The following is a 22,561-nucleotide window of genomic DNA, read 5'->3' as shown; positions in this document are numbered from 1 at the left end:
GCCTTTACACAACACTACTGTGTCCTAATTCAATGTGCACGTTTAACCCGGTCGTTCGGCTACAATCTTGCCTGTGTTGTTCCAGGATTCACCGATAAAGTCTTTGCTTGATGCGTTTCCTCGCATCGGCAAGCCTGGATCACGGTCGGCTGGGCTGCACCGAGTCTCTAAAGAGGTTTGGCGAGGACAAGACTTTCGTTCAACCAACTACGCTGAGCAGAACCGGTTCGCCGTACTTCGATGGCTGGGTTTGGTCGGCACACTTCTCATTGGCTTGGGAGGCCTCGGGGGCGGGGCCTTGCCGGTCGTCGATAATCCTTGGTTCTCTCTGCCTGGCGGGGCCTTGCTTGGCCGAATGATGCAAGCGTCGTCTTCCATAGTTCAGTTCGGAGTAGGACTCTTGGTCTCCGCTTGGTTGTGTATGGGCCCCTTCGTTGGCGTAAGTGGCCAGAGGCCCCGCGTTTCGACGCCGCTTCTCATGCGAACATTCGTTGCATGGGTTGCTCCTCTGTTGATTACCGCTCCTCTCTTTACTCAAGACATCTATTCATACTTAGCTAATGGTGCAATTGTCCGGTTTGGTCTTGACCCGTACTCCGCTGGACCAGTCGAGCTTCTCGGGCCAGAACACCATCTAGCGCGCTCGGTCCCGTTTATTTGGGCGCATTCTCCAAGCCCCTACGGGCCTGTCGCGTTAGGTATTGCAGCGGCAATTTCTCGTATTACTGCCGACTCTATTGTGCTCGGGGTGATTGCGCACCGCGTCGTATCACTCGTCGGAGTGCTCGCCGCAGCATGGGGAATCCGAAAGATTGCCGGCCGCTGTGGCGTACCAGAGACTGCCGCACTGTGGCTCGGGGTGCTCAATCCGCTAACGATTCTGCATCTCATTGGTGGCATCCATAATGAAGCGATCATGCTCGGATTGGTGTTAGTCGGGTTTGAGCTAGGACTTCGCGGGGCCGACAGGTTGAGGACCATCAGTTCAGCGCAAGCGTGGGGTTACCTGGCTCTCTCCGCGATCACCATTACCTGCGGAGGACTAGTCAAAGTGACAGGCTTTCTCGGTCTCGGTTTTATAGGCATGGCAATCGCTCGTGTGCTTGGGCAACGCCAGCGCAAAGCTACAGCCCTTAGCATCGCGGTGCTTTTTCAGACAGTTATTCTCATTGTCACTACTGCCGCCGTTTCACTTATAACAAGCATTGGGCTCGGATGGGTCACTGGTCAAGGCGGAGCAGCGTCGATTCGTAGCTGGCTCTCGATCTCAACAGACGTGGGCGTAATCAGCGGCTTTCTAGGAATGCTGCTTGGTCTCGGCGACCACATTGACGCAGTTCTCATTGTCACCCGCGGGATTGGAGTGGCCATCGCGGTGGCGTTTCTGGTTCGCCTACTGTGGGCTACGTTGCGGGGAGCCATTCACCCTGCAGGTGGACTTGGCGTCGCAACGCTCGTGCTTGTTATATTCTTCCCAGTCGTACACCCTTGGTACCCTCTGTGGGCTATTTATCCCCTTGCTGCATGGGCAAATAGGTTCTTTTTCCGCGCCGGGGTGGCTGTGTACTCTGCTGTGTTTAGTTTTCTGGTGCTACCGCGTGGTCTCGGCCTGCAAGCAAAGACAGTTTTCACTATTTACGGTGTCGCAGCCTGTTGTTTTGTCGTATTTGTTGGGCTCAGTTTCCTGTTGTATCGGCGCTTTGGTGCCGGCAGGCTACACTAGCTATCCATGAACGCGCCTGTTCTTTCAGTTGACAATGTGAAGAAAACTTTTGGGGACGTTACTGCTGTAGATGGAGCATCGTTTGCCGCAAAAGAAGGAACCGTGCTGGCCTTGCTCGGTCCGAATGGAGCCGGCAAGACAACGACCATCGAGATGTGTGAAGGATTCACCCGGCCAACCTCAGGGACAATCACGGTACTAGGCGAAAACCCTGCAACCCACCCTCAGCGTGTGCGAGACCGAATTGGGATCATGCTGCAGGGTGGCGGATCATATTCGGGCGTCAAAGTCAGAGAAATGCTGAAGCTTTCGGCTTCATACAACGCAAATCCTCACGACCCTGAGTGGCTCATGGCCCTCCTAGGGCTCGAGGGAGTCGCCAATACCACGTATCGACGCCTCTCCGGAGGGCAAAAGCAACGCTTGTCCCTGGCGCTTGCACTTATAGGTCGTCCGGAGCTGGTTTTTCTTGATGAGCCAACCGCTGGCATGGACGCACAGTCACGCAACGCTGTGTGGGATATTGTTTCTGCACTAAAACGTGACGGAACCACGATCGTCCTGACTACGCACCTGATGGACGAGGCGGAGTCGCTCGCCGATGACATTGTGATCATGGATCATGGAAAGGTTGTCGCCGAAGGTTCACCGGCGGACCTGACCAGCGGATCATTTGAGCAGCAAATCACGTTTGGTACGGCGCAACCACTCGACCTCGAGAAGCTGAAGCAGCACGTGGCTTTGTGTCAGATCGATACAGCTGTGGCCCAAGTTCGCCCAATGCGCTACGTAGTCAACGGTTCGGTTTCTCCTGAACTTGTCGCCTGTATTACCGAAGAAGCACTTCGCCAATCCGTGCTGATTCGGGATATGCAAGTAAGCCACATGGCGTTGGAAGAAGTGTTTTTGAACATCACCGGTAAGGAATTAAGGAGCTAGCGGTGCACATCAAGGAAGGAACCTTTACGCCCGCCCCGCAACGGTCTTCGAAGTTTGCGATGGCCAGCGCTCAGGGACTCATCGAAAGCAAGCTGATGCTCCGTCACGGCGAACAGTTGGTGCTCAGCATCTTCATCCCGGCAGCGTTGCTCATCGCATCAGTATATTTGCCTGTTTTTGGGGATGACTACAGCCTCGACACCCTGGTGCCGATGGTGTTTGCCGTCGCGGCGACCAGCTCTGGATTTACGGGCCAGGCGATTTCGCTCGCCTTTGACCGCCGATACGGTGCGCTGAAGCGGACCGGTGCTTCCGGAGTCCCACCGTGGACGATCATCGTCGGAAAAATCCTTGGCGTGGTCGCGATGGTCTGCGTCCAGATTGCGGTGCTAGGAGCCGTTGCATGTTTCCTTGGCTGGCGCCCCTCAGTCGTTGGCGCGGTGCTTGGTGCCTGCGTCTTGTTCCTGGGGGTTGCGTGCTTTACTTCCTTGGGCTTGCTCATGGGCGGCTCGCTAAGTTCCGAGATGGTCCTTGCCATTTCGAATTTAATGTGGGTGATCATGATGGGAATCGTGGGTTGGGTCGCCTATTCTGGCGACCTTAGCCACGCTGGTTGGTGGAACCTAGTACCCACGGTTTCGCTGGCAGCTGGTATTTCTGATGCACTCGCGCTGACTGCGAATGGTCCTGCGTTGCTTAGCTTGCTAGCGTGGCTCATCGTCGGCGTTGGCTCAAGCGTTCGCTTCTTCCGTTTCGATGATTAAGGCCATGCGCTCATCGACTAAGATTCGAGCCTGAATAGTCGAACGTGTTTTATACGTCCAAGGAAAGTGCATGACTTTACAACAGACCGGTGCGCCGATGACGCATCAGGATAAAAAGCAAGCCCCCAGTCTGAAGTTGCAACGAACTCTAGCCATGATTCTCTTGCTCTGCCAAGGCGGAATCACCGTAACAGGGTCGTTGGTGCGAGTGACCGGTTCGGGGCTTGGTTGCAATACGTGGCCACTTTGCCACGAAGGTTCGCTTGTCCCCGTCGCTGGTGCCGCGCCTTGGATTCACCAAACCATTGAGTTTGGTAACCGTCTGCTTACTTTCGTGGTCGCGGCTGCCGCGATCGCCGTGCTTTGGGCTGTCTACCGCGCATCCCGCGGTCGAGATGCCCAATTCTTGGCATGGTTCTCCCTCGCCGGCGTCGTTGTCCAGGCGATTATCGGCGGTATTTCTGTTCGCCTTGATTTGCAGTGGTGGGCGGTCGCCGTGCACTTCTTGCCTTCGATGGTGCTTGTGTGGGTCGCAGCATTGCTGTACATGCGTTTGGCGGAAGACGAGTCCACGGTTGCTCAAGACCGCTACCCCGGGCACATCCGAGTGATCGCCGTGATCGCTGCCGTTGCGTTGAGCTGTGTACTTGTGACAGGAACGATGGTGACAGGGTCCGGCCCGCACTCGGGTGACGCAAGCGTCGGTATGGAAGGTCGACTTGCGATTGACACAGCGTTGTTGGCATATATTCACGCAGGGTGCATGTACGCGTATCTACTTCTTACAGTGATCACATTTTTCTTGCTACGTAGAGCGAAGGCCCCGCATGCAGCGCAGAAAACTTCCTGGATTCTTCTTGGACTCATCGTGGTCCAGTGGGCAGTAGGTTTAAGCCAGTACTACATGGGCGTGCCGCGTTGGACGATTCCGATCCATATTGGGCTGTCTTCTCTAGTTGTAGCGTTCACGGCGTTCTTGTACGCGCACGCTGTGCGTCGTGAGTTGCTGTATCGCTAGACGCAAACACCATGTAGCCTGAGAAAGTATGAAAGCGATTGAGTTCGACGCGCAGCAGGTGCGTTGCATTGATATCGCTTCACCGTTCCCCAGCGATAGAGAACTTCTAGTCGAAGTCCTCTACGCTGGGTTTTTTCTTCACGACACCTCCTTCGGCAACCAAGGATGCGGTCGTGTCCTGAAAGACCCCCTCGACGAGGTTGCGCCAGGAACTGTGGTTGCGTGGAGCGATGCCACCGGCCCCATCGCCGAGCAGGTTGTCGTTGACCGAAGCCGGGTAGTCGCTGTATCGGACCTGATCGCCCCACACATTGGTGCTTCAATGTTGAGGCCGGGAATGGCCGCAAGTTATTCGCTATTCGAAGTATTGAAGCTTGTGCAAGGTGAAGCTGTCGTCGTCACGAATGCAGGTTCCGCAATTGGGTTGTACATGATTGCAATCGCTCGAGAGAAGGACATCATCGTGTATGCCGTTTCGGAAAGCGAGGAAGGCCGAGTAGCAGCAGATGAGGCTGGAGCCACAGCCGTATTCAGTGGCCAGCTAGGTACTGCTGCACAGATCAAAGCGCTCAATGATGGGATCGGGGTGGATGCAGTTGTGCTGGCACGCTCTGACTTCAAAAATGGCTTTGCGCACGAAGTTGGGCGCAGCTCTGCGCGTACGTGTTGCTATGAGGACTTAGCGTCGATACGAATGGATGCCAACGGCTTCCGTAAGCATGCACAGACCGTGACCAGAGTGCTCGAAGAAACACGATGGGAACCGCCAGTTCACGTGTGTGAATCAATAGATGACGCCAGCTCGCTACTGGGTTCCGAAACTTCGGAGGTTTGTGACAATGACCTTGGAGCCATCAAGCTCCAAGGATCCACGTGCTAGAAGAAGGTAGCGAATAGTGGAGTCCAACCGAGCACCGCATCAACGGAAAGCCCCAAGAACAACGCCGCAAGATAGTTGTTGGAGAGAATAAACAGCTTGAGCGGTTTCACCTTCTCCCCGCGCTTTACCCCAGCATGCAGCTGTGTGGCAACGGCGAGGAACAATGCACCCGAAATCAGCGCGGTTGCAAGATAGATCCACGAGGTGGCGGGAACCAGGAGCAGGGACACCCCGACGGTCCACCATGAGTAAATGAGAATCTGACGGGTTGTCTCCGCAGGGGAGGCTACCACCGGCAGCATCGGGACATTAGCGCGGGCGTAATCCGCTCGGTACTTCATTGCCAGCGCCCAGGTGTGCGGTGGCGTCCAGAAGAAGATGATCATGAACATCACGATCGCCTGCCACCACGCATCCTTGGAGCCGTCGGTGACATTGTCTCTAATTGCCGCCCAACCGACCATCACGGGCATACAACCTGCTGCGCCGCCCCAGATGACGTTCTGCCAAGTTCGCCTCTTCAGCCACTTTGTATACACATAGATATAGAAGAAGTTGGTCAGAATGATAAAGAACGCCGCGAGCCACGACTTACACAGGAATCCAAGCCAAAGCACACTCGCGACGAGAAGCGCCCAAGCAAATACGGCGGCTTTCTGTTTGGTGACCTTTGCCCGGACAAGTGGCCGTGCACGCGTTCGCCCCATTTTCTGGTCAATGTCGTAGTCGGCGACCATGTTAAATGCATTTGCCGCACCGGCCCCCATCCAACCACCGAACAGCGTTGCAAGAATGAGCCACACGTGCACAGTGCCACGGTCTGCTTGCAACATTGCGGGGATAGCTGCCACTAGAAGAAGTTCAATGACCCTGGGCTTCGTAAGCGCGAAGTATGCCTTGATGGTCTCCAATACTTCTCCTCCACATCAAACTTCAACCGTTCGGCTAGAACTCTTACGCAACATTGGTTCGCGTTCAGGTGTCGAGCATTTCGGCTGATATGGTACCGCAACGCATTACACGATGATCTTTTCAGCCCTCTTATACTTTGACCCTCCCGGTGATGTTAGCCTCCGCTCACCAATTTGTCAGAATTAACGTGGCGGCTACACCCGCGAGTTTTCTTCGCACAACACCGTTGGGTGTCACCACCACAAAGCGAGTTTTACACTAGGCTGGGTCCTGTTCTGTTTCCATAGCATGAATCGAGGATTCTGTGACGCTTTCAGCTGAACTTCAAGCAAAAACTGTACGTAACTATCCCGAAGACTGGACCGACGTGGATACGCGGGCAGTTGATACAGCCCGAATCCTCGCGGCTGACGCCGTGGAAAACTGCGGCTCTGGGCACCCAGGCACCGCGATGTCGCTCGCACCTCTTGCATATACGCTCTACCAGCGGGTGATGAATGTAGACCCCGCTGACCCACATTGGGCAGGGCGCGATCGCTTCGTATTGTCAAACGGCCACTCTTCCCTGACACAGTATGTTCAGCTCTACCTGGGGGGCATGGGACTTGAGCTCAAAGACCTCCAGCAGCTTCGTACCTGGGGTGCTAAGACTCCTGGTCACCCTGAGTACAACCACACGGACCACGTAGAGATTACAACTGGCCCGCTCGGCCAGGGGTTGGCATCAGCAGTTGGTATGGCGATGGCTTCGCGCCGGGAACGTGGCCTGTTTGACCCTGAGGCTCCGGCTGGCGAATCGCCGTTCGATCATTTCATCTACGTCGTGGCTGGAGACGGTTGTCTTCAAGAAGGTGTCACATCGGAGGCTTCATCTCTCGCAGGGACGCAGCAGCTCGGAAACCTGATTGTATTCTGGGATGACAACAGGATTTCGATCGAGGATGATACCCAGATCGCGTTCACTGAAGACGTTATGAAGCGCTACGAGGCCTACGGCTGGCAAACACTAACGGTTGAGTCCGGCGAGGACGTCGTCGCGATTGAGAAAGCGATCAAGGAAGCACAGTCCGACACCAATCGCCCAACGATCATTCAGGTAAAGACGGTCATCGGCTTCCCTGCTCCTACGCTGCAAAACACGGGTGCAGTACACGGCGCAGCTCTCGGTGCGAAAGAAATCGCAGCTGTCAAAAACATTCTCGGCTTTGATCCGGAGATTCACTTCCCGGAGGAAGAGTCCGTTATCACCCATACTCGAAAGCTCCAGGACCGTGGTGCTGCGAAGCGTAAACAGTGGGACGAGACGTTTGCTGTTTGGGCTGAGGCCAACCCAGAGAAGAAGGCCCTGTTTGACCGATTGACGGCTCGAGAGCTCCCATCCAACTGGTCGCAGGACTTCCCAACTTGGGACGCTGACGAAAAGGGCCTTGCTACCCGTAAGGCTTCTGAAGCAGTAATCCAGGCTGCGGCTGCGGCCCTTCCAGAGCTTTGGGGTGGCTCCGCAGACCTGGCAGGCTCCAATAACACCCTTATCAAGGGGGCTGCATCGTTCGGGCCTCAGGCGATTTCTACCGATATGTTCAGCGCTGAGCCGTACGGTCGCAATTTGCACTTCGGTATCCGCGAACATGCCATGGGCGCGATCATGAACGGCATTGCACTGCACGGTAACACACGAGTTTACGGCGGTACGTTCCTGATCTTCTCCGAGTATCTCTACCCGGCAATTCGCGTCGCAGCACTTTCAGGTATCGACGGCTACTACGTCTTCACGCACGACTCGATCGGCCTGGGCGAAGACGGTCCGACCCACCAGCCGGTTGAAACGCTCACTGCTCTTCGAGCCATCCCGGATATGGCGGTGATCCGACCGGCCGACGCGAATGAAACGTCTGCTGCGTGGAAGTCTGCGCTGGAGGCTAAGCCGATGCCGAAGGCACTGGCGCTTTCCCGTCAGAACCTCCCTGTGCTTGAGGGCACAAAGGAAAAGGCATTCGAAGGTGTTGCTCGCGGTGCGTACGTACTCGTGGACTCCTCTACCCCGACGCCTGATTTGATTCTGATGGCTTCTGGCTCGGAAGTGCAGCTTGCTGTTGAGGCTGCGAAGTCCTTGGAAGCCGAAGGTATCGGAACTCGAGTTGTCTCGGTGCCTTGCATGGAGTGGTTTACGCAGCAATCGCCGGAGTACATTGAATCGGTACTTCCTGCAGAGGTTCGAGCAAGGGTCTCTGTCGAGGCCGGTCTGTCCATGCCATGGCATCGTTTTGTAGGCGACGCCGGTCAGTGTGTTTCCTTGGAGCACTTTGGTGCCTCCGCACCAGGTCCAGAGCTCTTCGAGCGGTTCGGCTTTACAGCAGACAACGTTGCAGCAGCCGGACGCGCGTCTGTAGCAGCGGTGCAGCGATAGTTGAAGAGTTGTCCTGGTCAAGCCCTCCCCTAGCTTGGCCAGGCCCATTTTTTAGAAAGGAATCTGAGCATGAACACAGTTGAAAGGCTTCGGGAGCTCGGCACGTCCACTTGGCTGGATGATCTCTCTCGCCAGCGCATCGCCACTGGCAATCTAGAAGCAGTCAAACGTGAGAAGTCGGTCGTTGGCGTGACAACCAACCCTGCAATTTTTGCTTCAGCAATGTCGACTGGAAGCGCGTACGACGAGCAAATCCAACAGTTGAGAGCGTCAGGTGCCAGCCCCGACGAGGCGGTTTACGCGATGAGCATTGACGACGTCCGCGACGCGTGCGACATCTTCCAGGACATCTACGATGCGACCGACGGCCTTGATGGTCGCGTTTCCATCGAGGTTGACCCCCGCTATGCTCACGACGAAGCGAAGACGATCGCTCAAGCGAAAGAGCTGTGGGCACGCGTGGGTAAACCGAATGCAATGATCAAGATTCCAGCCACAGACGCCTCGTTGCCAGCAGTCACAGCAGCACTGGCAGCTGGTATTTCAGTGAATGTCACGCTGATCTTCTCTGTGGAGCGCTACCGCGAGGTCATTCGCGCGTACAAGGAAGGTATTCGGCAGGCTGCAGCCAACGGCCACGATGTCTCAACCATTCATTCTGTTGCCTCATTCTTCGTGTCTCGCATGGACACCGAAGTCGATGCTCGCCTTGAGCAAATTGCTACTTCTGAAGCACTTGCGTTGCGAGGCAAAGCAGGCGTGGCAAACGCTCAACTGGCATACCGCTTGTTCCTTGAGGAATTTTCTTCGTTGGATGACCTTCCAGCTGGTGCCAACGTTCAACGCCCGCTGTGGGCCTCGACTGGTGTAAAGAACCCTGAGTACCCTGCCACGTTGTATGTGTCTGAGCTGGCTGGCCCAAACACGGTCAACACCATGCCGGAATCAACTATCGACGCCACCCTGGCTAGCGACAGTCTTCACGGCGATACTTTGTCTGCCAGTGCTGACGACGCGCAGAAGACGTTTGACGCTATCACCGCTGCAGGAATCGACTTGTCTGATGTCGTGCGAGTCCTCGAGCAGGAGGGCGTCGATAAGTTTGTTGATGCGTGGCAAGAATTGCTAAATTCCATGTCGGAAAAGCTGCAATAAAAAGGAGTACATGTGAGTGACGAGAGCACGCATTGGGTGAACCCGCTTCGGTCCCCCGAGGATAAGCGGCTTCCCCGCATTGCGGGTCCGTCTGGGATGGTGATCTTCGGTGTAACTGGAGATCTAGCTCGGAAAAAGCTCCTGCCGGCAATTTACGACCTCGCGAACCGGGGTCTCCTCCCACCGGGCTTTGCTCTCGTCGGGTTTGGGCGTCGAAACTGGTCTAAACAAGATTTTGAGGACTATGTGCGTGAAGCCGTTGAAGCATCTTCCCGCACCGCGTTTAATACGAACGTTTGGGACCGGCTCGCAGAAGGTATGCAGTTCGTCTCGGGCTCGTTTAATGACGACGCCGCGTTCGACGCCCTAGCCAATACACTGCGCTCGACCGATGAAACACGGGGGACGAACGGAAACTGGGCCTTTTACCTTTCTGTGCCGCCCGAGCACTTTTCGAGCGTTGTCCACCAGCTGGACCGCAGTGGAATGGCACAGCCTCAAGACCACGGCTGGCGCCGAGTGATCATCGAGAAGCCATTCGGGCATGATCTGGAATCCGCCAAAGAGCTAAACCGAGTAGTGAATTCAGTGTTCCCGGAGCGATCCGTATTCCGAATCGATCACTATCTCGGCAAAGAAACCGTGCAGAACATTATGGCGCTGCGTTTCGCAAACCAGATGTTTGAACCAGTGTGGAATTCGCACTACATCGACCACGTACAAATCACGATGGCTGAAGATATTGGGCTCGGCGGCCGCGCAGGCTATTACGACGGTATTGGTGCAGCACGAGACGTCATCCAAAACCACCTGATTCAGCTGCTCGCCTTGATCGCTATGGAGGAGCCGACGTCGTTCTCCCCGGGGCGTCTTCGTGCGGAGAAACTCAAGGTCCTCCGCGCTACGACTCCCGTCGAGCCGTTCGATGAGACGACCGCACGCGGCCAATACGTAGCGGGCTGGCAAGGTTCTGAACGCGTAATCGGGCTCCGGGAGGAGTCCGGGTTTGACCCCAACTCTGCAACCGAAACCTATGCGGCCTGTACGTTAGAGATAAACTCGCGTCGCTGGGCAGGTGTTCCTTTCTACCTTCGCACTGGTAAGCGCCTCGGGCGTCGAGTGACTGAGATTGCCCTGGTCTTTAAGCGTCCTCCGTACCAGCCGTTCGAAGACGATCAGACAAAACTACTTACGAACAATGCAGTCGTTATCCGCGTGCAGCCGGACGAAGGCGTGCTGATGCGCTTTGGTTCCAAGGTGCCTGGAACTGCATTTGAAGTTAGGGATGTCAACATGGATTTCTCGTACGCGGAGGCATTTACGGAACAGTCTCCCGAAGCATACGAGCGGCTCATCCTCGATGCACTACTCGACGAATCTAGCTTGTTTCCAACCAATGCGGAAGTCGAGCGGAGCTGGGAAATCCTCGATCCAATTCTCAACTACTGGGAGTCGCACGGACATCCAGATGAATATCGTGCGGGCACTTGGGGGCCCGCATCAGCAGACGCGATGCTGGCCAAGGACGGCCGCCAATGGCGTCGTCCATAATGTGTGCAAACAACGAACGTGAGGCTTAATCCTTGATTGTCACTCTTCCCGACACGACCACCCGCGATGTGTCCACAGCGCTCCTAGAGGCTCGTGAAAATTACTCGTTGGCGACTGGGCGCGTGCTCACACTCTTGGTCGCTGCACATGCCGAGGATGATGTCGATTCTATTCTGGAGACGGTCCGGAACGCGACCATGGAGCACCCGGCTCGAGTTCTCGTCTTGTTGCTCGACTGCCAGAGCGAGCAAACCTGGATGGATGCAGAGGTAATCGTCGCGGCGGACGCTGGCGCCTCTGAGATGGTTGTCATGACTGTCCACGGTGAACTTACCCAGCATCTTGACGCGGTGGTCACCCCGCTGTTGCTGCCCGATACCCCTATCGTTGCTTGGTGGCCCACAACTGTGCCAGATGTTCCTGCAGAAGCAGAGCTGGGTAATATCGCGCACCGCAGAATCACGAATGCGTGGCGCACTATGGGGGCAGAATGCATAGAGCAGCTGGCTAAGGCGTACGTCCCAGGTGATTCGGACATGATGTGGTCTAAAATCACGCCATGGCGCGGCGTTGTCGCCTCAGCTTTCGACCGCTATAAACAGCAACCACGCCGGATCTTGCTCAGCGGTATTACCGAGCATCCAAGCGTACAAATCGCAGCCTCTTGGCTCGATGCCTGCTTTGGCGTTGAGGTAACCGTGCAAAACGTAGCAGGCGCCGACGCCATTCCTGGCTCCCCAATCCAACACCTATCGCTGGACTGCGAACAAGGCTCTGTGCAGGTACAAATTGTTGATGAGCACACCGTGCGAGTTTCCGTACCGGGATACCCTGATGCGTTTGTTGCACTGAGTGCTCGCTCGGACGCAGAATGCCTCGCTGAGGAGCTACGCCACCTCGATCCTGACGCCATGTATGCTCGGGCATTGTTACATAACCTCCCTTAACTTCGCACCGAAAGAGGGTCGACGGATGTCCAATACGGTCAAGACCAACACCTTTACAAACCTCGAACAGCTTATCGACGTCTCCACCTCCGCATTCCAAACGTTGATTTCAGAGATCCACAGCTCCCCTACCGGTGGCGTAAACGGCGACGGAACCGCACGTGTTGTGCTTACCGGTGGGACAGCCGGAATCCGGTTCCTTGAATCGCTTGTTTCATCAGATATCGACTGGTCCAGGGTGAAGCTATTCTTTGGCGACGAGCGCAACGTAGCCGTCGACCATCCTGATTCGAATGAAGGCCAGGCCCGGGCAGCGTTGCTCGATCATATAGATATCCCAGAAGGAAACATTTTCGGGTATGGGTTGGACGGAGGGACGATGGAGCCCGCTGTCACTCGTTATGAAGCGCACCTGAAAGTTGAGGCGCCTGAGGGGTTCGACCTCCATCTACTGGGAATGGGCGGTGAAGGCCACATTAATTCGCTATTCCCACATACGCCTGCTGTGAGAGAGGACGCCGCTCTGGTTGTTGCTGTGACGGATTCACCAAAACCACCTGCGGAACGTGTTTCGTTGACACTACCTGCTGTTCGGAAAGCACAAAAGGTCTGGCTTCTTGTTTCTGGTGCAGAGAAGGCAGAAGCTGCGTCCGCAGTTGCAAACCGGGCAGAGTATCTTGACTGGCCAGCGGCCGGTGCTGTCGGCAAGGAAGAAACGATCTTGTGGGTCACCGAGGACGCGGCACCACGTTAGATTCCCGCAGATTCGGATTTCTGACCAACGAAAAGGCCCGCCGGAAGCTTATTGCTCCAGGCGGGCCTTTTGCTAGCGGCTAAGCAGCAAAAGTCTGAATAAGATTCAGGCCCACGATGCATACAAGCCAGATGAGCGTAATGATAACCGTGTAACGGTCGAGGTTCTTCTCCACGATAGTGGAGCCGGACAGGTTAGCCTGCACGCCACCACCGAACAGGCTCGAAAGCCCGCCTCCCTTGCCTTTGTGAAGCAGCACGAACACTGTCATCAAGACCGCAGCGATTACGAGCACGATCTCAAGAGCCAACGTCATGGTGGTAAATCCTCACTATAAAACCTACATTGATGTAACTCGGACCAGAATACACGAAGTCACCGAATGGTGTTATTCGACGCGCTCTGGTCCGAGCGACATGTCTTGCAAATCTACTGTACTGCCTGGGCAGCCGCAGCAGCCAATTTCGCGAAATCCTGGCCGTCAAGAGACGCACCTCCGACAAGACCACCGTCAACATCAGGCTGAGCGATGATCTCACCGACAGTTTCCGTCTTTACGGATCCGCCGTACAAAATACGGATGCCATCAGCAACCGCATCACCGGCCAAGTCACGGATCAGGCCGCGAATAGCCTGGCACACTTCCTGCGCATCGGAGGCAGAGGCAACCTTGCCAGTGCCGATAGCCCATACCGGCTCATATGCAATGACGGTCTTCTCCAACTCCTCGTTGCTCAAACCGTCCAGGGATTTCTTCGTCTGCTCTACGACGTAGTCGACATGGGTGCCTTGTTCGCGAATGTCTAGCGGCTCACCGACACACACGATTGGGTTCATGCCGTGCTCAAGTGCCTTCTTTGCCTTGCGGGAAACTAGCTCATCGTCCTCACCGTGGTACTCACGGCGTTCTGAGTGGCCGACAACTACCCACGTGCAGCCAAGCTTCTCCAGCATTGTGGCCGAAACTTCGCCGGTGTAGGCACCAGCATCGTGCGCTGACACGTCCTGTGCACCATATGTGATCTGCAGCTTGTCGCCTTCAACGAGAGTCTGGATAGAACGAAGGTCGGTAAACGGCACGGTCAATGCAACGTCCACGAACTCATAGCCGTCCTTCGGGAAAGCGAACGCGAGTTTCTGGGCCGAAGCGATTGCTTCGAGATGGTCGTGGTTCATCTTCCAGTTACCAGCAATCAGTGGTTTGCGAGACATATTCATACTCCTTTTCAACAACGACTACTGTCCAAGTACAGCAACGCCGGGCAGCTCTTTGCCCTCGATCAGCTCGAGCGATGCGCCACCGCCCGTAGAGATGTGGGAGAATCCAGCCTCATCGAGGCCCAGAATGCGAACAGATGCTGCGGAATCGCCGCCACCGACCACCGTGAAGGACCCGTTGTCCTTCGTAGCAGCGATCATTGCTTCAGCAACGGCTTTTGTGCCAGAGGCGAACGCTGGAAACTCGAAGACGCCCATTGGCCCGTTCCAGAACACGGTCTTCGAGCTCTTCAGCGCCTCACCATAACGCGCGGCAGTCTTCGGGCCAATGTCGAGAGACATCCAGCCTTCCGGAATAGCATCGGCCGCGACGGTCTGCTTCTCTGCATCCTTTGCAAACTCAGACGCTGCGATCAGGTCCTCAGGCAATAGCAGCTTGTCGCCGAAACGGCCGATGAGGTCCTTGCAGGTCTCAATCATGTCTTCCTGCAACAAAGAGTTTTGAACGTTGTAGCCCTGTGCAGCCAGGAAGGTGTAGCACATGCCGCCACCGATAATTACCTTGTCGGCCTTCGCCGCAAGTGCCTCGATGACTCCCAACTTGTCGGAAACCTTCGAACCGCCAAGCACAACAACGTATGGATGATCTGGAGCATCCTTCACCTTGCTCAGAGTCTTGACTTCCTTCTCGACGAGGTAACCAGCGTAGGCAGGAAGCTTCTTAGCAACGTCGTAGACGGAGGTTTGAGCGCGGTGTACTACACCGAAACCGTCAGAAACAAACGCGCCGTTGTCCGCAGCTAGTGCTACAAGCTCAGCTGCGAACTCAGTGCGCTCAGCCTCGTCCTTCGAGGTCTCGCGTGGGTCAAAGCGTACATTCTCGAGAAGCAGAATCTCGCCACCGGTAAGCCCATTTGCCCGCTCATGTGCATCCTCACCAGAAACATCACCGGCGAGCGCTACGAACTGACCTAGGCGCTCACTTAGGGCTTCAGCCACTGGCTTCAAGGAGAACTTAGGGTTCACTTCCCCCTTTGGGCGGCCGAGGTGAGCCATGACAATGACTTTCGCGCCACCTTCCAAGAGCGCCTTCAAAGTTGGCAGTGATGCGTCGATACGACCAGCATCGGTAATATTGCCGTCCTCATCAAGCGGAACGTTGAAGTCAGAACGGACCAGGATGTGGCGATCTTCGACGCCTTCATCCAGAAGCTGTTGCAGCGTTTTCATTGTCATGGGACTCTCCTCAGTTGACTGTTGTTTGCAGTAGTTTTCTTTTCAAACAGTAGCGAAAGAAATGGCCCGAAGTGTGCGTACTGCACACCCGGGCCGTTCTAGGTCTTATGCCAAGTTATCCGCGACGTGCTTCGTCATGCGGACAAACTGAGAGGTGTAGGACCACTCGTTGTCGTACCAAGCAATCAGCTTGACCAGGTTGCCGTCGATGACGCGGGTCATCCCAGCATCGAAGATGGAACCATGGGTGTTGCCGATGATGTCGGAGGAAACGATTGGATCCTCGGTGTACTCAAGCGCCTTGCCAAACTCTGGGTCCTGAGCAGCCTTCTTGATTGCTGCGTTCACCTCATCAACGGTGACGTCCTTGTTCAGCTCGACGGTCAGGTCGGTTGCGGAACCGGTGATCGTTGGCACGCGCATTGCGAAGCCATCCAGCTTGCCCTCAAGTGCAGGCAGAACCAGGGCAACTGCCTTAGCAGCACCCGTCGTGGTTGGGACGATGTTCTGAGCTGCTGCACGGGCACGACGCAGGTCCTTGTGAGGTGCGTCTTGAATGCGCTGGTCGCCAGTGTAAGCGTGAATGGTGGTCATCAGACCGGACTTGATGCCGAACTGCTCTTCCAGAATCTTCGCGACTGGTGCAAGGGAGTTCGTGGTGCAAGATGCAGCGGAGATAATCTGCTGATCATTGCTGTAGTCGGTGTGGTTGACGCCCCAGACGTAGGTGCCATCGACGTTCTTACCCGGTGCGGAGATGATGACCTTCTTAGCGCCAGCCTCGATGTGAGCCTTTGCGTCATTGCCATCGGTGAAGCGGCCGGTGCAGTCAAGGACGATGTCGACGTTTGCATCGCCCCATGCGAGCTTGGATGGGTCCTTCTCTTCGGTAACCTCGATGCGGTGACCATCAACGGTGATGGAGGACTCGTCGTACTCAACGTCGCGGCCGAGCTGGCCATACGCTGTGTCGTACTTGACAAGGTGGGCCAAAGTCTTGTTGTCGGTCAGGTCATTAATCTTCACGACCTCAAGGTCGCTCGAGTACTGATCCAGGATGATGCGGAATGCCGAGCGGCCGATACGACCAAAGCCATTAATGCCAATACGAATAGTCACAGTCTTTACTCCTCTATATCGGAAATTGTTGAGACTTGCTGATGGGCCGGTACCAATCTCTTTCCGTTCTCGGTGAGCTCCTTGGTTCAGCCCGTTGCTCATCAGTTTAGCGAGAGATTTCAACATGTGCATGGCCACGATGCCGCAAGAGACGCCCTAAAGGTGCATCACCAAAGAGACGGCGAAACCGGGGGTATCGTCTCATAATTTCACCAAGCATGAATGTCTGTTTACCGCCAAAGCCACACCTAATGCGACTCAAACAACGACAAAGGTAATCTCTTTTACCCCCGCGGGGCGTATCTGGCGAAACTGCTTGTGCGCTATCCCCCGGAATTGTGATGTTGCACACAGGGCGGTCTGGGAGCGCCCCAGAACGCTCTATGTTGCCTTCGTGTCTTTACCGCGAGTGTTCGCTATACCGAGCTCAGCAGCCCGCTTGTCAGCAAGGGACAACAGCCGACGAATTCGCCCAGCGACCGCATCCTTCGTCATCTGTGGGTCAGCCAACCGGCCAAGTTCTTCAAGCGAGGCTTGCCGGTGCTCAACACGCAGGTATCCGGCTTCGGCGAGATGCTCAGGCACATCGTCGCCGAGGATCTCCATCGCACGTTCTACACGCTGAGCGGCTACCGTCGCAGCATGTACGCTTCTGCGGGTGTTGGCGTCGTCAAAAGTTGCCAACCGTTGACCGCCACGCATCTGCGCTTGCTTCTCCCGAAGTTTTGCGTCCCACTCCAGGCGAGCAAGAGGCGCACCCATTCGACTGAGAAGCACCCCTATCGTCTCCGCATCACGGACATGTACACGCTCAACACCGCGAGTCTCCCGCATTCTGATGTGGCACCCAAGACGACGCGCTAACCCCACTAGGGCAAGCCCAGCCTCCTCGCATGGGCACTCGACCTCTAAAGCGGCAGTTCGGCCCGGCTCTGTGAGCGCTCCCCTAGCGAGGAACGCACCCCGCCACGCGGCTTCAACTTCAGCAATTTCTCCCGAAACGATTTGCGGGGGCATACCTACCACGAGATGACCAGACTGCGTCCGAAGATTTAGACGCCGATACAGCGCTTCAACACCAGTATCTAGACGTACTTCGTATTTCGTTTCCTTTGTCGCCGAGCCAGGTGAAACCACGGCAAGCTTTGGTGAGCTCATGAAAAGAGTTTCAAGAATCAGGATTAAGCGACGTGCCACCGCCTCTTCCGCGAAATCCGCAATCATAGTTACCCCGTGGATTGAGGCGTCAAGTTTTCCTGCAAACCGAACTAACGCGGATGCCTCGGCGGCCGCGGCAGACTTCGCTCCTATTGGAGTTCGAAGCAGCTCTTCTTTGGTTTTGGCGGTCAGCGACACCGAGTGATCCTTTCTACAAAAACATCGGTGGATTAGTGTAGCGCACGTTATGCGTGAAAATCACGAACGAGAGATAGCAGCTCATGTGCAAGCTTGCGTGGATCATGCCGGTTTGTGTTGCGGTACTGATCATCAACTTCATGAATATCTCGGAACAATACAGTTGCACCCACGCGATCCGCGGCTCGCCCGAGATGAACGCGTTCGCCCTCCGTCGGGCTAATTGAGTTATCAGCCAGGAACACATCAACATGCAGGTTCGGAGCGTGCTGCTCGAAGACATGAATATGGCGTTCCGTGCTAAATCCCGGTGTCTCTCCTGCCTCCGGAGAAAGATTCAGCACTACAACTACCAACGCGGACGTCTCATTCAACGCGCGGACAATGTCCGGAACGAGTAGATGCGGAATCACCGACGAAAACCACGATCCAGGCCCGATTGTCACCACTTCTGCGTCCATGATCGCCTGCACTGCTTCGTCGGTTGCGGGAGGATTGTGGGGCAAAAGGCGGACGCGTCGCACAGTTCCGGGTGTGGTGGCAACGGCAACTTGACCGCGAACAGAACGCAAAACACGGGGGTCGTCGTCTAACCCCGCGACATCGGCCTCAATGTCGAGAGGCATAGGACTCATAGGAACAACCCTGCCCTGTGCGCCTGTCCATGAGCCGATGACGTCCAACGCTTGCTGAATATCGCCGAGTTCCTCGCTTAGTCCGGCAAGGAGCAGATTGCCAACTGCGTGCCCTGCCATCGCTCCATTTCCGCCAAATCGGTGTTGTAATGTATCTCTCCACAGAGCGCCATCTTCGTCATCCGCGGTCAGGGCTGAGAGCGCCATCCGCAGGTCACCAGGCGGAATGATATCCATCTCACGGCGTAGCCGACCGGATGAGCCTCCGTCGTCAGCAACTGTTACCACGGCGTGGATGGCTCGAGCCTCAGCCGCCCGCGCCGCCAATAGTGTTTGGTATAAACCGTGCCCTCCCCCAAGGCAAGTAAATGCAGGTCCCATAATTTAATCAGTGCTTCTTTCCAACGATAAAGAGCAGCTAGTTGCGTTCCAAGTCACGGTGCAAGACGTTGACGTCCACGTCATCGGACTCCCGAAGCCTGCGTACAATCTCCTCCGAAATTGCGACTGACCGGTGGTGCCCGCCAGTACAGCCGATCCCAACAGTGATAAAGTCCTTACCTTCATGACGGTAGCCCTTGAGCATATCCTTCAGCATTGTCAAGAAGTTATCGACGAATGCCTTCGCTCCAGGCTGCGACAGAACATAGTCTGCGACTGGTGCATCGATACCTCGAAACTCCCGAAGCTCGGGGATCCAAAACGGATTTGGCAAAAACCGTACGTCCAACACTAAATCCGCATCACGAGGGGTCCCGTGTTTAAACCCAAACGACTCCACGGTGACGTGCTGTTTCGGTGCAGAGAGGTCGCCAACAGAGGCCTCAATCGACCGACGCAGGTCGTGAACTGAGAGGTGTGTCGTATCAATAATGAGATCTGCACGCTCCCGAACCGGGGCGATCTCCTTTCGCTCCCGTTCGATCCCCTCTTTCAGCGTGTCATTGCCCTGCAACGGGTGCGTACGTCGCACACTGTCGAATCGGCGGATAAGGACTTCATCGCGGGCGTCGAGAAATAAGATGAACGGAGATAGGCCTTTTGCCTCAATCGCCTCAATCGTCTCCATTAACGAGCCATTGAACATCCTGGCACGTACATCAGTGACTACAGCAAGATGGTCAACGGGGGAATCGTCCGCAGTTGACATCTCGACAAGATCGAGAATGAGCTGCGGAGGCAGATTCTGGGAAACGAAGTATCCCTTATCTTCAAAAACTTTCGCGGCAGTCGACAAACCACCACCAGAAAGCCCGGTGATTATCACAGGGCGACGAGATTCGGATGCAGGTAATAAAGGCGAAGTCATAGGCCCATACTAGCTAGGCTTCGATGTCCTTGTGTAGGTGCTCGTAAATCGTCTCTGCCAACTTCGGCCCGACCCCCGCTACCTCCTGCAATTGCTCAAGCGAAGCCTTGCGAATCTGTTTGACACTGCCGAAATGCTTCACCAGTTCTTTTCGCCGAGCAGGCCCCAGCCCCGGTACGTTGTCCAGTACTGATGCTCTCATCCGTTTCGAACGCTGCTGTCTGTGATAGGTGATCGCGAAGCGGTGAGCCTCGTCTCGTATCTGTTGCAGCAGGTACATACCCTCGCAGTTTCTGGGCAAAATGATTGGTTCATCGTCATCGGCAACCCAGATCTCTTCCAGTCGCTTTGCCAGCCCGATGAGCTGCACATCCACGATGCCAAGCTCATCGAATACTGCCTGTGCTGCGTTTACCTGTGGTTTTCCGCCGTCGACGATAAACAGTTGTGGTGGATAGGCAAATCGTTGATTGCCAGTGGAAGCAACCTCACTCGCCTCCTCCGCAAACATCATCTTGCTTACTTCTTCGTCGGGATTGGCGAGTTTGTCCTCGTGGTAGCGCTTAAACCTCCGTCGAGTGACCTCAGCTATCGATCCAACATCATCGGAGCGCCCATCGCCGGCTGCTTCTTTAATTTGGTATCGCCGGTAATCGTTCTTCTTCGGCAGACCATCTTCAAACACAACCAGCGACGCCACAACGTCTGTGCCCTGAATATGAGAAATGTCGGTGCACTCAATTCGTAACGGAGCTTCATCCATGCCAAGCGCCGACTGAATATCCTGCAATGCCTGTGAACGGGCAGTGAGATCGCCTACGCGTTTCAGCTTGTGCTGATGGAGTGCTTCAGCGGCATTGCGGTGGACTGTCTCCAGCAACGCTGCCTTGTCGCCACGTTGCGGCACGCGGATGTCAACCTGCGCACCTCGAAGCTGTGTCAATAGCGTAGAGACGTCGGCCAACTCTTCTGGAAGTTCCGCAACAAGGATTTCACGCGGCACCGGAATACTCGGCACCGCTTCGCGATGCGATTGCTTATCGACGCCCCTTCGTCGGAATTGCTCTGTAATTTGCAGGTCTTCTTTTCGCTCCTGGGCGTCACGCTCAACGGCATCTGAGTAGTACTGAACCAGAAAGTCCTGCATCAGTGTGGGAACTGCAGGGTCCTTTTCCCCCTCTTCTAACCGGTCCAAACTGCCGGGTTCGTCGCCGGTCTTCTCAACGACCCAGCCTCGCTGGGCACGAATGCGACCACCACGAACGTTAAAGATTTGCACAGCTGCTTCCAGCTCATCGCTGTCCATAGCAATGATGTCAGCATCCGTATCACTGCTGAGCACTACGGCTTGGCGCTCCATCACTTTGTCCAGTGCGCCAAGGTCATCGCGAAGACGCGCTGCCTTTTCAAACTCGAGTTGTTCTGCCGCAGTAGCCATTTGCTGCTTGAGGGATCTGACAACGTGCTCTGTTCGTCCGCCCATAAACGAGAGGAACCCGGCAACAATCTCGTCATATTCCTGTTGATCAACACGTTGTACGCACGGTGCCGAACACTTATCGATGTAGCCCAACAGGCATGGTCTCCCGAGCGACTCATGTCGATTAAACACACCGTTCGAACAGGTACGAATCGGAAACACTCTCGTCAATAGATCAAGCGTTTCGCGTACGGCCCACGCGTGCGAGAACGGCCCAAAGTAGCGGACACCTTTTCGTTTCGGCCCCCGGTAGAAGAATGCCCGGGGGTAGCGCTCTTTCACGCTCACAGCGAGCATGGGATACGTCTTGTCATCCCGGTACATGACGTTGAACCAGGGATCAAATTTCTTGATCCACGTGTACTCAAGCTGCAGCGCCTCGACTTCGCTCGCTACAACGGTCCACTCCACGGAGCTGGCGGTAAAAACCATCTGGCGCGTTCGCGGATGGAGCTGCGCCGGAGGCTGGAAATAGTTGCTGAGTCGAGCTCGCAGGTTCTTCGCCTTACCGACGTAGACGACGCGACCATGAGGGTCGCGAAACTTATAAACACCTGGGTCGGTGGGGATCGTCCCTGGAGCCGGACGGTAGGAAGTGGGATCAGCCAAGACGCTCCGCGCTCCCTATTCTGACGGCATGTACTTAGCTTCGAGCTCGCGGAACTCCGCAACTGCCTGCAACGCTAACTCTTTATCTGCAGCCTGAATCGCCCACAGCGGAACGTATTCAAAGTCCGGAAGCTCTAGCCGGGCCATTCGGGCGCCCTTTGGGAACGAAAGCCCGTAGATAACTAGCCAGGGATAAAATCGCGTCCCGATAATGTTGGCTACCTCGACGCCGTCCTCATTGACCTGGACGCACGGCCGCGTCAACACCAGCCAGGTCAGAATCGAGAGGATGATACCGACTCCAACGAAAGCAAACTTGTCGAGCCACGTAATTGTGAGGCCCGAAAATTCCACGTCAACGACAGCGGCCATGAAGATGTGCACGGCCATCAGCACAAGAATGCATACAGCTGCGACTTTCTTCAGAAATGGGGACCGAATCGTCAGCTCCCACGGCTTAGTCGAGATCGAAGCATGTGGGTCTAGTGCGTTGAGGTATGCAAGCTCCGCTTCATCAATCTTGCGTGCAACCGACTGTTCTTCGCTCAC

Annotated in this window: 20 protein-coding genes; 10 read left to right on the top strand and 10 right to left on the bottom strand. The window is 55.6% G+C overall.

The window, feature by feature from the left end:
- Positions 1–73 precede the first annotated feature (73 nt).
- The 5 genes from mptB (at position 74) to KBX13_RS01570 (ending at position 5,324) form a co-directional block, all read left to right on the top strand.
- Positions 74–1,723, top strand: coding sequence for a polyprenol phosphomannose-dependent alpha 1,6 mannosyltransferase MptB (gene mptB, locus KBX13_RS01590; protein ID WP_370687305.1), 1,650 nt, complete (start codon positions 74–76; stop codon positions 1,721–1,723).
- A 6-nt stretch (positions 1,724–1,729) separates the two neighbouring features.
- Positions 1,730–2,662: an ABC transporter ATP-binding protein gene (locus tag KBX13_RS01585; protein WP_070477084.1), complete on the top strand. Its 933-nt coding sequence runs from the start codon at positions 1,730–1,732 to the stop codon at positions 2,660–2,662.
- A gap of 2 nt (positions 2,663–2,664) precedes the next feature.
- Positions 2,665–3,426, top strand: a complete 762-nt coding sequence (locus KBX13_RS01580; RefSeq protein WP_370687304.1) for an ABC transporter permease — start codon at positions 2,665–2,667, stop codon at positions 3,424–3,426.
- A gap of 70 nt (positions 3,427–3,496) precedes the next feature.
- Positions 3,497–4,444 carry a heme A synthase gene (locus tag KBX13_RS01575; protein ID WP_256020403.1) on the top strand — a complete coding sequence of 316 codons (948 nt, stop codon included), beginning with the start codon at positions 3,497–3,499 and terminating at the stop codon, positions 4,442–4,444.
- A gap of 28 nt (positions 4,445–4,472) precedes the next feature.
- Complete coding sequence (locus KBX13_RS01570; protein ID WP_256020401.1) at positions 4,473–5,324, top strand: hypothetical protein; 852 nt, start codon at positions 4,473–4,475, stop codon at positions 5,322–5,324.
- Here the strand turns inward: KBX13_RS01570 and KBX13_RS01565 are convergent.
- Positions 5,321–6,235 carry a heme o synthase gene (locus KBX13_RS01565; RefSeq protein ID WP_070477079.1) on the bottom strand — a complete coding sequence of 305 codons (915 nt, stop codon included), beginning with the start codon at positions 6,233–6,235 and terminating at the stop codon, positions 5,321–5,323. The genes KBX13_RS01570 and KBX13_RS01565 overlap by 4 nt on opposite strands.
- Positions 6,236–6,540: 305 nt before the next feature.
- On the opposite strand from KBX13_RS01565, the gene tkt reads away from it, so the two are divergent.
- The 5 genes from tkt to pgl all read left to right on the top strand — a co-directional run bounded on the left by tkt (position 6,541) and on the right by pgl (position 13,050).
- Positions 6,541–8,643: a transketolase gene (gene tkt, locus KBX13_RS01560; protein ID WP_256020400.1), complete on the top strand. Its 2,103-nt coding sequence runs from the start codon at positions 6,541–6,543 to the stop codon at positions 8,641–8,643.
- Between the two features lie 69 nt (positions 8,644–8,712).
- On the top strand, positions 8,713–9,798 hold the full coding sequence (tal, locus tag KBX13_RS01555) for a transaldolase (protein ID WP_070362429.1): 1,086 nt from the start codon (positions 8,713–8,715) through the stop codon (positions 9,796–9,798).
- Positions 9,799–9,810: 12 nt separating this feature from the next.
- Positions 9,811–11,349 (top strand): glucose-6-phosphate dehydrogenase, encoded by a 1,539-nt coding sequence (zwf, locus tag KBX13_RS01550; RefSeq protein WP_070362428.1) that lies wholly within the window; start codon positions 9,811–9,813, stop codon positions 11,347–11,349.
- A 32-nt stretch (positions 11,350–11,381) separates the two neighbouring features.
- Positions 11,382–12,296 carry a glucose-6-phosphate dehydrogenase assembly protein OpcA gene (locus tag KBX13_RS01545; RefSeq protein WP_256020398.1) on the top strand — a complete coding sequence of 305 codons (915 nt, stop codon included), beginning with the start codon at positions 11,382–11,384 and terminating at the stop codon, positions 12,294–12,296.
- Positions 12,297–12,321: 25 nt separating this feature from the next.
- On the top strand, positions 12,322–13,050 hold the full coding sequence (gene pgl, locus KBX13_RS01540; RefSeq protein WP_256000206.1) for a 6-phosphogluconolactonase: 729 nt from the start codon (positions 12,322–12,324) through the stop codon (positions 13,048–13,050).
- 79 nt (positions 13,051–13,129) lie between these two features.
- Here the strand turns inward: pgl and secG are convergent, their stop codons facing one another.
- The 9 genes from secG to KBX13_RS01495 all read right to left on the bottom strand — a co-directional run bounded on the left by secG (position 13,130) and on the right by KBX13_RS01495 (position 22,561).
- Positions 13,130–13,366, bottom strand: coding sequence for a preprotein translocase subunit SecG (gene secG / locus KBX13_RS01535; RefSeq protein WP_070362425.1), 237 nt, complete (start codon positions 13,364–13,366; stop codon positions 13,130–13,132).
- A gap of 113 nt (positions 13,367–13,479) precedes the next feature.
- Entirely contained in the window at positions 13,480–14,262 is a 783-nt protein-coding gene (gene tpiA, locus KBX13_RS01530) for a triose-phosphate isomerase (protein WP_070976872.1), read from the bottom strand.
- Positions 14,263–14,286: 24 nt separating this feature from the next.
- A complete protein-coding gene (gene pgk / locus KBX13_RS01525) occupies positions 14,287–15,504 on the bottom strand; it encodes a phosphoglycerate kinase (RefSeq protein WP_070362423.1) in 1,218 nt (405 codons plus the stop codon).
- Positions 15,505–15,609: 105 nt separating this feature from the next.
- Positions 15,610–16,623 carry a type I glyceraldehyde-3-phosphate dehydrogenase gene (gene gap / locus KBX13_RS01520; RefSeq protein ID WP_070976869.1) on the bottom strand — a complete coding sequence of 338 codons (1,014 nt, stop codon included), beginning with the start codon at positions 16,621–16,623 and terminating at the stop codon, positions 15,610–15,612.
- Between the two features lie 381 nt (positions 16,624–17,004).
- Positions 17,005–17,979: a DNA-binding protein WhiA gene (gene whiA / locus KBX13_RS01515; RefSeq protein ID WP_256020396.1), complete on the bottom strand. Its 975-nt coding sequence runs from the start codon at positions 17,977–17,979 to the stop codon at positions 17,005–17,007.
- A gap of 47 nt (positions 17,980–18,026) precedes the next feature.
- The gene (gene yvcK / locus KBX13_RS01510) at positions 18,027–18,995 is read right to left on the bottom strand and encodes a uridine diphosphate-N-acetylglucosamine-binding protein YvcK (protein WP_070976866.1); all 969 of its coding nucleotides are present in this window, start codon (positions 18,993–18,995) and stop codon (positions 18,027–18,029) included.
- A 37-nt stretch (positions 18,996–19,032) separates the two neighbouring features.
- Positions 19,033–19,923 (bottom strand): RNase adapter RapZ, encoded by an 891-nt coding sequence (rapZ, locus tag KBX13_RS01505; protein ID WP_070477070.1) that lies wholly within the window; start codon positions 19,921–19,923, stop codon positions 19,033–19,035.
- A gap of 13 nt (positions 19,924–19,936) precedes the next feature.
- Positions 19,937–22,012, bottom strand: a complete 2,076-nt coding sequence (gene uvrC, locus KBX13_RS01500; RefSeq protein ID WP_256008153.1) for an excinuclease ABC subunit UvrC — start codon at positions 22,010–22,012, stop codon at positions 19,937–19,939.
- A gap of 15 nt (positions 22,013–22,027) precedes the next feature.
- Complete coding sequence (locus KBX13_RS01495) at positions 22,028–22,561, bottom strand: PH domain-containing protein (RefSeq protein WP_252930861.1); 534 nt, start codon at positions 22,559–22,561, stop codon at positions 22,028–22,030.

Origin of the sequence: Corynebacterium sp. CCUG 51687 (assembly GCF_024453995.1) — a bacterium.
GTDB lineage: Bacteria > Actinomycetota > Actinomycetes > Mycobacteriales > Mycobacteriaceae > Corynebacterium > Corynebacterium pseudogenitalium.
This window is presented reverse-complemented; position numbering and strand designations above follow the sequence as displayed.